Annotated in this window: 10 protein-coding genes and 1 pseudogene; 8 read left to right on the forward strand and 3 right to left on the reverse strand. The window is 67.3% G+C overall.

The features are described from left to right. Positions 1–73 precede the first annotated feature (73 nt). Entirely contained in the window at positions 74–1423 is a 1350-nt protein-coding gene (locus QZ755_RS05995) for a methyl-accepting chemotaxis protein (RefSeq protein WP_294320730.1), read from the forward strand. Between the two features lie 244 nt (positions 1424–1667). Beyond that, complete coding sequence (locus QZ755_RS06000) at positions 1668–2603, forward strand: 50S ribosomal protein L11 methyltransferase (protein ID WP_294320732.1); 936 nt, start codon at positions 1668–1670, stop codon at positions 2601–2603. Between the two features lie 143 nt (positions 2604–2746). Here QZ755_RS06000 and phhA read toward each other — a convergent pair whose 3' ends face one another. Then, positions 2747–3613: a phenylalanine 4-monooxygenase gene (phhA, locus tag QZ755_RS06005; RefSeq protein WP_294320734.1), complete on the reverse strand. Its 867-nt coding sequence runs from the start codon at positions 3611–3613 to the stop codon at positions 2747–2749. 24 nt (positions 3614–3637) lie between these two features. Here phhA and QZ755_RS06010 point away from each other — a divergent pair, with 24 nt between their 5' ends. Next, positions 3638–4294 (forward strand): TIGR02117 family protein, encoded by a 657-nt coding sequence (locus QZ755_RS06010; protein ID WP_294320735.1) that lies wholly within the window; start codon positions 3638–3640, stop codon positions 4292–4294. Continuing rightward, positions 4285–5004: an alpha/beta hydrolase gene (locus tag QZ755_RS06015; RefSeq protein WP_294320737.1), complete on the forward strand. Its 720-nt coding sequence runs from the start codon at positions 4285–4287 to the stop codon at positions 5002–5004. Before QZ755_RS06010 ends, QZ755_RS06015 begins: the two co-directional genes overlap by 10 nt. A 54-nt stretch (positions 5005–5058) precedes the next feature. On the opposite strand, the gene QZ755_RS06020 is transcribed toward QZ755_RS06015, so the two are convergent. Continuing rightward, complete coding sequence (locus QZ755_RS06020) at positions 5059–5313, reverse strand: hypothetical protein (RefSeq protein ID WP_294320739.1); 255 nt, start codon at positions 5311–5313, stop codon at positions 5059–5061. Positions 5314–5323: 10 nt separating this feature from the next. Then, on the reverse strand, positions 5324–6334 hold the full coding sequence (locus QZ755_RS06025) for a glycerophosphodiester phosphodiesterase (protein WP_294320747.1): 1011 nt from the start codon (positions 6332–6334) through the stop codon (positions 5324–5326). Positions 6335–6422: 88 nt separating this feature from the next. On the opposite strand from QZ755_RS06025, the gene QZ755_RS06030 reads away from it, so the two are divergent. The 4 genes and pseudogenes from QZ755_RS06030 to QZ755_RS06045 form a co-directional block, all read left to right on the forward strand. After that, positions 6423–6932, forward strand: a complete 510-nt coding sequence (locus QZ755_RS06030) for a 2Fe-2S iron-sulfur cluster-binding protein (RefSeq protein WP_294320740.1) — start codon at positions 6423–6425, stop codon at positions 6930–6932. Beyond that, positions 6929–7906, forward strand: coding sequence for a xanthine dehydrogenase family protein subunit M (locus tag QZ755_RS06035; RefSeq protein WP_294320742.1), 978 nt, complete (start codon positions 6929–6931; stop codon positions 7904–7906). The genes QZ755_RS06030 and QZ755_RS06035 overlap by 4 nt, the downstream gene beginning before the upstream one ends. Further along, entirely contained in the window at positions 7903–10122 is a 2220-nt protein-coding gene (locus tag QZ755_RS06040; RefSeq protein WP_294320744.1) for a xanthine dehydrogenase family protein molybdopterin-binding subunit, read from the forward strand. The genes QZ755_RS06035 and QZ755_RS06040 overlap by 4 nt, the downstream gene beginning before the upstream one ends. 132 nt (positions 10123–10254) lie before the next feature. Then, positions 10255–10427, forward strand: a pseudogene (locus QZ755_RS06045) (succinate dehydrogenase iron-sulfur subunit); the annotation flags it as partial.

Raw genomic sequence — 10427 nt, forward strand, 5'->3', positions numbered from 1 at the left:
CTGCACGCTACCCCGGACGACACAGGGGTCCGCCGTGCCCGTTGCGGATGCCACCGAACAGGGGAAGCGAATCGTGGGGACCAGGAAGCTGCCGGCGCCGGAAAGCGTGAGCCGGACGATCGATCTGCAAGAACGCCTGCGCCTGTTCAACATCACCGCCGACGACGTCGCCGCCGCCCGCGAACTGTGGACGGTGATCGAACCGCATGCGCGCGAGGTCGCGGCGGCGCACTTCACCCAGTCGCAGAAGGTCGGCGGGGCCAATAGTATGCACCGCAACTACGACCGCATGATCGAGCTGGGCGTCGCGTACCTGCGCAATCGCTTCACCAACCTGACCGGTCTCGCGTGGGTCGAATCGTGCGAGCGGACGGTCGCGAGCGCCTTCGGGGCCGATGTCGCGCTGACCGCGATCCTGTCGATGGGCGATGCCGGCGCCCGTGCGCTGCTCGACGTAATGCGCCGGGGCATTACCGACGAGGCCGCGTTCCGCTATGCCGCCGAGCTGCTGTTCCGGCTGCGCTCGCTGGAATGCGAAGTGTTCGTGTCGCTCTACAACGCCTATTTCCAGTTCGACCTGCAGGATTCGCGCGAGCGGCTGGCGCATGAATTCCGCGACAATATCGGCGCCACGGTCGAGCGGGCGAGCCGCGAGAGCGACACGCTGCGCATCCATGCCAATCGCAGCTCGGCCAATGTCCGCGGGATGCTGGGCAAGGCATCCGAAGTCGCCGCCGCCGCCGAACAGTCGGCGGTTGCGATGCGCGAAGCCGCCGCCACCTCCGCCGGGCTGATCCGCGCGATCGAGGATGCGCGCATGGAGGTGGAGGCCGCCGCCGAGATCGCGACCCGCGCATCGGAACAGGCCGGCACCGCCGTCGGCATGTCGGAGGCGCTGTCGGACCATGCCAAGTCGATCGAATCAATCCTGGGCCTGATCCGCGACATTGCCGGGCAGACCAACCTGCTCGCGCTCAACGCCACGATCGAAGCGGCGCGGGCGGGCGATGCCGGACGCGGCTTTGCCGTGGTCGCGCAGGAGGTGAAGAGCCTTGCCAGCCAGACCGCGCGCGCGACCGACGACATCGCCGCGAAGATCGCCGCGATCCAGGCCGCGACCCGGTCGACCGTCGAAACCAACGCTTCGATCCGCGCGACGGTGACCGAGGTGCAGGAAAGCGCCAACCGCATCCGCAGCGCGATGGAGGTGCAGGCACAGACCGTCACCGCGATCACCGCCGCCGTCGACGAAACCGCGCTGGCCGCCGATTCGATGTCGTCGACCATCGCCGCGATCCGCGAGGACACCGAAACAGTGGCATCGGAGATCGACCGGGTGGGCGACGGATTCAACTCGCTCGACGGCGAACTGGGCGCACTGAAGAACAGCACCGCCGAATTCATCGGCAAGGTTGCGGCCTGACGGGGCGGCGCTCCTGCCCCCGGACCTGGTCCGGGGTTCCGCTCCCTACGGACAGCACCAACAGGAGCGGGACCCCGGATCAGGTCCGGGGGGATATCGGCACGCAGGGCGTGTCGTTTCGACAAAGGCCGAGGCGAATTGCCGATGGCGCTACGGCCGTCGCCGACCCCGCGCATTGAATGTGCCCGCGCCCCCGCCTACACCGCCCGGCCATGGCAATCCCGACCCTGATCCGGCCCGCACGATGAGCTGGAAACTCACCCTTCCCTGTACCCGCGCCGAAGCGGAAGCGATCGATGCCGCCGAGGATTTCGGCATCGATCCCGCACCCGTGCTGATGACGACCGAGACGGTCGAGGACGATACCGAGACGTGGCGGCTGGACGCCTATTTCGAAGCGGAACCCGATGCCGCCGCCATCGCCGCGATCGCCGCGCTGGTGCCAAGCGCCGCCGGCACGCCGCCCGAGGTCGAGGCGCTGGGCGACGAGGATTGGGTGACGATGAGCCAGGCGGGGCTGGAGCCGCTGCATGTCGGGCGCTTCTTCGTCCACACCGCGGCCCATGCCGATGCGGTGCCGGCGGGTGCGCGGGCGTTCCTGATCGATGCGGGGCGGGCGTTCGGGACCGGACATCACGAGACGACCAGCGGGTGCCTGGCGATGCTCGACCGGATGACGGGACAGACGTTCGCCAACGTCATCGACCTGGGCACCGGGACCGGGCTGCTCGCCTTTGCCGCGCGCGAGCTGTGGCCGGCGGCGCGGGTGATCGCGACCGATATCGATCCGGTGGCAATCGACGTGACCGCCGAGAATGCGACGCTGAACGCGATCGATCGGGTCGAGCTGGTCGTCGCCGATGGCGCGTTGTCCGACGCGATCACCGCCGCCGCGCCCTATGATTTGCTGATCGCCAACATCCTCGCCGGGCCGCTGATGTCGATGGCGCCCGAGGTGGCCGCGATCGCCGCGCCGGGGGCGACGATCGTGCTGGCGGGTTTGCTGGAAACGCAGCGCGACGAGGTGGTCGCGGCCTATGCGGCGTGTGGCGTCACGCTGGAGGAGGTCGACCGGCGCGGCGACTGGAGCGTGCTGCGGCTGACGGCGGGGGCGGAACGGTTCGTGCCGACCGCGCCGATCGATCCCAAGGGTCGCGACGGGTGGGCGCTGGATTTGTGACCGCCAGCTCCTCCCCGCTCGCGGGGAGGGGGACCGTTGCGTAGCGGTGGTGGAGTGGGTTGGCTGCGCAACGCAACTGCGCCGTAGGTGGACACCCCCCTCCACCAGCTTCGCTGGTCCCCCTCCCCGTGCCGGGGAGGATCTTAGACTTTCGACCTCGCGTAATCCTGCGTGCCGTGCGTCACCACAATGTCCTCCGGCAGCACTTCGTCCACCGCGATTTCGCGTTCGTCGCGGATCGCGTCGTACACCGGCGCGAAGTCGGTCTCGACGGTCAGGCGCAGCAGTTCGTCGAAGCCGGGGATGACGAAATAGGTCTGCTGGAAATCGTCGATGCGGTAATCGGTACGCATCACGCGGGCGAGGTCGAGCATGATCCGGTTGGGGCTGGGGTCGTCGAGCGAGAAACGGGTTTCCGACGCGCTCGACACGATGCCCGCGCCATAGATGCGCAAGGCCCCGGCCTCCTGCACCAGCCCGAATTCGACGGTGTACCAATAGAGCCGCGCCAGTTGCTTGAGCGATCCAAGTTCGAGCGCGCGCAGGCCGCCGCGGCCGTACGCGGCGAGATAGTCGGCGAAGACCGGATCGGCGAGCATCGGCACATGGCCGAACACATCGTGAAAGACGTCGGGTTCCTGCAGATAGTCGAGCTGGTCGGGGCGGCGGATGAAATTGCCCGCGACGAAGCGGCGATTGGCCATATGAGTGAAGAACACGTCATCGGGCACCAATCCCGGCACCGCGACGACCCGCCAGCCGGTCAGCGCCTCCAGCCGGTCCGACAGTTCTTCGAAATCGGGAATGCCCGATTCGGACAGTTTGAGCGCATCCAGTCCGCGCAGGAACGCGTCGGACGCGCGGCCGGGCAGCAATGCCATTTGTCGCGCGTACAGCGTGTCCCAGGTCGCATGGTCTTCGGCGCTATAGGCCTCCCAGCCCTGCGGGATCGTCCAGTCGGCATTGGCCCCTGCGGGCGGGCGGTCGAGTACGTGGGTTTCGCTTGCCATCGCTAAATAGTAGCATGGGAAACGATGCGACGGAAATGGCTGCGCCGAATTGCGGGTATGGTGGGCGCGGTGGTGCTGACCCTGTTGCTCTACGTGTTCGCCGGGTTGGTAGGCGGCGCGATTCCTGCCGGGGGATCGCCCGCACCGGCGCAGGGCATCCGCATCTATGTCGAGGATAACGGTATCCATACCGGCATCGTCCTGCCCAAGCACGCAGCGGGCATGGGCCTCAACGATCTGGTACGGGCCGGCGATCTGGCCGATCAGCACTATGCAGGCCATGGCTGGCTGTCGATCGGCTGGGGCGACCGCGCCTTCTATCTCGGCACGCCGACCTGGGCCGATGTGAAGCCCGCGACCATTGCCGCCGCCGCGATCGGCAGCGATGCGGTGGTACTGCATGTCGGGCACCTGCCGGAGCCGGTGGGCGAGCCGGGCGTTTATCCGGTGATGCTGACCCCCGACCAATATCGCCGGCTGGTCACCGCGATCCGGGCAAGCTTTGCCGCAAGGACCGATCCGGTGCATGGCTATGGGCCGTCCGATGCCTTTTACGTCGCGCGCGGGCGGTACAGCGCGGTCGAGACGTGCAATGCGTGGACCGGGCGGATGCTGCGCGCGGCCGGCGTGCCGATGGGGCGGTGGACGCCGTTTCCGATCACGGTGACGTCGTGGCTGTAGAGACTTTGCCCCCGCCGCCGCTCGGCCGGTTCCTGATCGAGACGCCGCGTGCCGCGCTGGCGCTGGCGGGTGTGCCGTTCGGCTGGCGACAGGCGATGGCCGGCGTCGCCCGCGCGAACGGGGAACCGGTCATGCTGCTGCCCGGCCTGTTCAACAGCGACCGGTCGATGACGATCATGGCACGCTATCTGCGCGCGCTGGGCCATGTCCCGCAGGGCTGGGGACTGGGGCGCAATTTCGGACAGCGCAGCATCGGGACGGATGCGACCGCGCTGATCGATCGGATCGATGCGGTGGCGCAAGGCACCGGGCGGCCGGTGGCACTGGTCGGGGTCAGCATGGGCGGCATCATGGCGCGGCTGGCCGCGCATCGCCGGCCGGAACTGATCGAACAGGTGGTGACGGTCGCCAGCCCCTATGCCGGGCCGGCGCGATCGACGCGGGTGTGGCGGCTGTATGAATGGATCAGCGGCGAATCGGTCGACGACCCCGCCGTGCTGGCGCTGGCCGAAGAGGTGCGCCGGCCGCTGACCGTCCCGGCGACCGCGATCTGGAGCGCGAGCGACGGGCTGGTCAATGGCCTGGGCTGCCATGTGCCGGGCGAACCGGGGTGCCGCACGGTCGAGGTGGTGAGCAGCCATTACGGCGTGCAGACCCGACTGATCGTACTGCGTGCGGTGGCGCAGGCGCTGGCGGGGAATCGGTCGTGAGCGCGCCCTCACCCTTCCGCAGATGCGCCTAGTGGGAAGGGTGAGGGTGACCGATCAATCGTCGCGGCGGCGGTCTTCGCGTTCCTCGCGCTGCCGACGGCGTTCCTCCTTGCGCATCTCGCGGCCTTCGCGCGCTTCCTTCTTGCGCATCTTGCGGCCGTAATTGCGGTCGGCTTCAGACTGGCTGGTGGTGGTCCAGTCGACCACCTGCGCACCCGCGCGCACCGGCGCGGTCGCGACGTTCCATACCGTGCTGACGCACCCCCCGGTCAGCGGCGCCACCGCCAACACCATCCACGCCAGTCGCATCGCATTGTCCTCAATAGGGTTTGTCGCGTATCTGCGCCCCGATTAGCGGGTAATCGGTGAAGAAACCATCGACGCCGGCATCGACCGCGTCGGCAATCTCCTGCCCCACCCGGCCGTGCGTCGCGGGATCGCCGGGTACGCGATAGGCTTCGGGCAGGAAGAGGTTTTCGGCGCGATAGGTCCACGGATGCACGCGCAGGCCCACGGCGTGGGCGTCGCGCACCAGCGGCTTGTCCTTGCCCACCAGCACCTTGTTCGGGCCAATGCCCCAGGCATAGGTCGCCACCGCCTTCAGCCCGGCAGGCGTCGCCATCGTCGCATAGCTGTCGACCACGTGGTCGGCCGGGCCGCCAGTATCGTTCATCAGCTGGATCAGGCGGATGCGGGTCAGCCGCTTCAGCGCCTTGAGGTTGTTCACCTCGAACGACTGGATGAAGACCGGCGCCTGCGCGCTGTCCCAGCCGGCGGCGCGCAGTTCGGCGACCAGTCGCGCCTCCATGCGCTGGCCGATCGACGCGAAATAGGTCGGGTGCTTGGTTTCGGGATAGATGCCGATCGTGCGGCCGGTTTCGGCCGTGGCGCGCTGGGCGAGCGCGATGACCTCCGCCAGCGTCGGGACCGGCTGCTGCCCGTCATAGGCCCGGTTACCGGGGCGGAGCATCGGCAGCCGTTCCTTCGCGCGCAGGGTGCGCAGTTCGGCCAGCGTGAAATCCTCGGTGAACCAGCCGGTCATCGCCACGCCATCGATATTCTTGGTCGTCCGACGCGTGGCGAATTCGGGATGGTCGGCGACGTTGGTGGTTTCCGAAATCTCGTTCTCGTGACGGGCGACGAACACATTGTCCTTCGTCAGCACGAGATCGGGTTCGATGAAGTCCGCCCCCTGTTCGATCGCCAGTGCATACGCCGCCAGCGTGTGTTCGGGGCGCGATCCGCTGGCGCCGCGGTGTGCGATCACGATCGGCGTCCGATCGAGCGGAGCCTCTTGTGCCATCATCGTCGCCCCCAGCATCGCCGCCATCACCATCCCCAACATCTGCGACCCTCTCGCAACAGGAAACCCTTTGGTTGGCGAACGTTAGCCCTGACGACCAACGGAGCGCCTCCCCATGCAATTCACCATCAACGGACAGCCGTATCAGGCGGAGGCGGACATCCGCACCTCTTTGCTCGACCTGCTGCGCGAACATCTCTCGCTCACCGGCAGCAAGAAGGGCTGCGACCACGGCCAGTGCGGCGCCTGCACCGTGCTGGTGAACGGACGCCGCATCAATGCCTGCCTGACGCTTGCCGTGATGCATCAGGATGACGACATCGTGACGATCGAGGGGCTGGGCACGCCCGACGACCTGCATCCCTTGCAGGCCGCCTTCGTCAAGCATGACGGATTCCAGTGCGGCTATTGCACGCCGGGGCAGATTTGTTCGGCAGTCGGGATGCTGGACGAGGTGCAGAAGGGCTGGCCGAGCCATGTCAGCGCCGACCTGAACGATGCCGACTTCACCGACGATGAAATCCGCGAACGGATGAGCGGCAATATCTGTCGCTGTTCGGCCTATCCCAACATCGTCGACGCGATCCGCGAAGTCGCCGACGCGAAGGTGGAGGCCACGGCATGAAACTGTTCGACTACGCCAAGGCCGATAGCGCCGAAGCCGCCGTCCGTGAGGGTTCGGTGCGCGACACCAGGTTCATCGCAGGCGGGACCAACCTGCTCGACCTGATGAAGTTGCAGATCGAGACGCCGGCACGACTGATCGATATCAGCCGCCTGCCGCTGAACGCGATCGAGGAGGTTGATGGCGGCGGCGTCCGGATCGGCGCGCTGGTGCCCAATTCGGACCTCGCCGCCTCACCCGTCATCCGCGAGCGTTACGAGGTGCTGAGCCGCGCGCTGCTGGCCGGCGCATCGGGGCAGCTGCGCAACAAGGCGTCGACCGGCGGCAACCTGCTGCAGCGCACCCGCTGCTATTATTTCTACGAAACGGCGGCACGCTGTAACAAGCGCGTGCCGGGATCGGGCTGCGACGCGCGGGAAGGGTTCAATCGCATCCTCGCGGTGCTGGGCACCAGCGAGGCGTGCATTGCGACGCATCCGAGCGACATGGCGGTGGCGATGCGTGCGCTGGACGCCACCATCGTGACGCTGGGCAGCGATGGCGAGAAGCGGCGGATCGCGATCAGCGATTTCTATCGCCTGCCGGGCGATACCCCCGATGTCGAAAATGTCCTAGGGCCGGGTGAACTCATCACCCATGTCGAACTGCCCGCGCCGCCCAAGGGCAGGCAGACCTATCGCAAGGTGCGCGACCGGGCCTCCTATGCCTTTGCGCTGGTGTCGGTCGCCGGGATCGTCGGGCAAGAGGATGGCAAGATCGCGTCGGCTCGACTGGCCTTCGGTGGCCTTGGTCCGATGCCGTGGCGCGACGAAGCGGTCGAACGGGTGCTGGTCGGGCAAGCCCCGTCCGACGCGCTGTTCGGCGAAGCGGCCGATGTGCTGCTGCGCGAGGCCAGGGGCTTTGGCAGCAATGATTTCAAGATTCCACTGACGCGCCGCACCCTGGTCGCGACGCTGCGGGAGCTGACGGCATGACCACCAACGCGCTACGCATGGACAAGCCCGTCGAACAGAGCCTGCTCGATTCGGGCGTGCAAGGGATCATCGGCAAGGGGATCGAACGGATCGACGGCCCGCTGAAGGTGGCGGGACAGGCGACCTATGCCGCCGAATATGCGCCCGACAATCTCGCCTATGGCTTCCTGGTCCGCGCGCCCTTCGCGGCGGGGAAGATCACCGCGATCGATGCCGGGGGGGCCAAGGCGCTGCCCGGCGTGCTGGACGTCGTGGTCGATCTGAAGACGTTCATCCGCAACGCGCAGCAGGGCGGCGAGACCGACGCCCCGACGCAGGGGGTCAGGCAAGTCGCCTATTTCGGCGAGCCGGTCGCGATCGTCGTCGCCGAGAGCTTCGAAATCGCCCGCGACGCGGCGCAGCTGGTGTCGATCCGCTTTGAGCCGGCAGAGGGCGTGTTCACGTTCGACGACCGGCTGGACAGCGCGAAGAAGCCGCCGGCGGGGACCATGCCGCCCTATCACAAGCAGGGCGATCTCGACGCGGCGATGGCCGCGGCGGCGTTCACCATCGACAATGTGTGGACCACCCCGTCGCAGAATTCGGCGGCGATGGAGCCGCACGCCTCGACCGCGGTGTGGGACGATGATGGCCTGACGCTCTACGGCGCATACCAGATGCCGTCGTCGGACAAGCAGCAGCTGGCCAAGGCGCTGGGCGAGCGGGCGTCGCGGGTGCGGATCGTCGCGCGCTATGTCGGCGGTGGGTTCGGATCAAAGCTCGGCATCGCGCCCGAATCGGTCGCGACCGCGATCGCGGCGAAGGTGGTCGGGCGGCCGGTCAAGACGGTGATGACCCGCCAACAGGTGTTCGACACCACCGTGCGCCGGTCGAACACGCATCAGCGGATGCGGCTGGCCGCCGACGCGGACGGGAAACTGACCGGGATCGGGCATGAGACGATCACCAGCAACCTGCCGGGTGAGGGCTATTTCGAACCGGCGGGTATCGCCACCCAGTTCCTCTATGCCGGCGAGAACCGCGTCATCACCCATGACGTGGTCGAGCTGAACCGGATGCTGTCGGGATCGATGCGCGCGCCGGGCGAGGCGGTCGGCCTGCTGGCGCATGAGAATGCGATGGACGAGCTGGCCGAAAAGATCGGGATCGATCCGGTCGAGCTGCGCCGTCGCAACGATGCCGCGCGCGATCCGCAGAAGGATGTGCCGTTTTCCACCCGATCGCTCACCCGCTGTCTCGACGCCGGAGCGAAGGCGTTCGGCTGGGACAAGCGTAACATGGTGCCGGGTGGCAAGCGCGAAGGCGACTGGCTGATCGGACAGGGCATGGCGTCGACCACCCGCACCAACATGCTGCAGCCGAGCGAGGCAGCGGTGTCGATCGGGCCCGACGGCCGCGCGCTGGTCGAAACCGACATGACCGACATCGGCACCGGCACCTATACCATCCTCGCGCAGATCGCGGGCGAGATGCTGGGCCTGCCGGTCGAGCGGATCGACGTGCATCTGGGCGATACGAAATCGCCTCCGGGCGCGGGGTCCGGCGGGTCATGGGGCGCGGGCAGCAGCGGGTCGTCGGTCTATCTGGCGGCGCAGGCGCTGCGGGAGAAGCTGGCCAAGGCGATGGACGTGTCGGCGGACGAGCTGACGCTGAAGGACGGCCATGCGATCGCCGGCAACCGCCGCGTGCCGATCGGCGAGCTGGTCGGCGACGGGATCACCGCCACCGGATCGATCGAGCCGGGCAAGCAGGAGAAGGAAACCACCCAGGCCAGCTATGGCGCGCATTTCTGCGAGGTAAAGGTCCATGCGGTAACCGGCGAGGTCCGCGTGACGCGTTGGCACGCCACGTTCGAGGCCGGGCGCATCCTGAACCAGCAGACCGCACGGTCGCAATGCATCGGCGGCATCGTGTTCGGCATCGGCGCGGCGCTGACCGAGGAACTGGTCCATGACGACCGCGACGGGCGGATCGTGAACCACGACCTTGCCGAATATCATGTGCCCGCGCACGCCGACATTCCCCACATGGACATCGTGTTCCTCGACGAACGCGACCCCCATGCCAACCCGCTCCATGCCAAGGGGATCGGCGAACTGGGCATCGGCGGTGCGGGCGCGGCGGTGGTCAACGCGATCTACAATGCGACCGGGGTTCGGGTACGCGATTACCCCGCGACGCTGGACAAGCTGCTGGAAGGGTTGCCGGCGGTCTAGATCCTCCCCGCTCGCGGGGAGGATTTACGTGGCATTTTCCCTTGTTCGCGTTTGCGGCAACCCTACCTGTCATGTATCTGACCCGCAGACCGGGTGGATGTGCCACCCCCTTAGCCGAACCGAGCGAGTATCATGGCCGAATTCCGTTTGCCCAAGAACAGCGTCGTCAAGAAGGGTACGACCCACAAGTCGCCGACGTCGGGCCGGATCAAGAAATTCAAGGTCTATCGCTACGACCCCGATTCGGGCCAGAATCCGCGCTACGACGATTTCGAGATCGATCTGGACGAATGCGGTCCGATGGT

This window comes from uncultured Sphingomonas sp., from assembly GCF_913776855.1.
Classification (GTDB): Bacteria; Pseudomonadota; Alphaproteobacteria; order Sphingomonadales; family Sphingomonadaceae; genus Sphingomonas.